This window comes from Serratia quinivorans (assembly GCF_946227985.1).
GTDB classification, from domain to species: domain Bacteria; phylum Pseudomonadota; class Gammaproteobacteria; order Enterobacterales; family Enterobacteriaceae; genus Serratia; species Serratia quinivorans_A.
Map to the genome: position 1 here is coordinate 1 of NZ_CAMKGL010000026.1, position 560 is coordinate 560.

General features: G+C 44.8%; 1 protein-coding gene. It reads left to right on the forward strand.

The window, feature by feature from the left end:
• Positions 1–560: hypothetical protein (locus OCH02_RS25420; protein ID WP_261433593.1), on the forward strand; the 560-nt coding region annotated here is incomplete at both ends.

Sequence of the window (560 nt, forward strand, 5' to 3'; positions counted from 1 at the left end):
TTTATCTGTGATAGCACCACAACTTACCCCGATGGTGATAGTTCAACAGATAACTGGTCGTGGGTTGGAAACCAGCAATATCCTCTGAATACAAAAGGCAATCCGGGGATATGGATCCTGGGTCAGCAAGCCAATCGAGGTGACATTTATATGGTGACCGGTGCAGACGCTGCCAGGAATGGCTATTATACGGCGCGGAACTATTTTTTAGCCAATCAATCGTTTAACTGTGATGCCAGCAGAGTTTACCCCTATGGTGATTATTCAACAAATAACTGGTCGTGGGTTGGAAACCAGCAATATCCTCTGAATACAAAAGGCAATCCGGGGATATGGATCCTGGGTCAGAAAGCCAATCGAGGTGACATTTATATAGTGACCGGTGCAGACGCTGCGAGTAATCGTGATTATGTAGCAAGGAACTATTTTTCAGCCAATCAATTGTTTATCTGTGATAGCACCACAACTTACCCCGATGGTGATAGTTCAACAGTTAACTGGTCGTGGGTTGGAAACCAGCAATATCCTCTGAATACAAAAGGCAATCCGGGGATATGGAT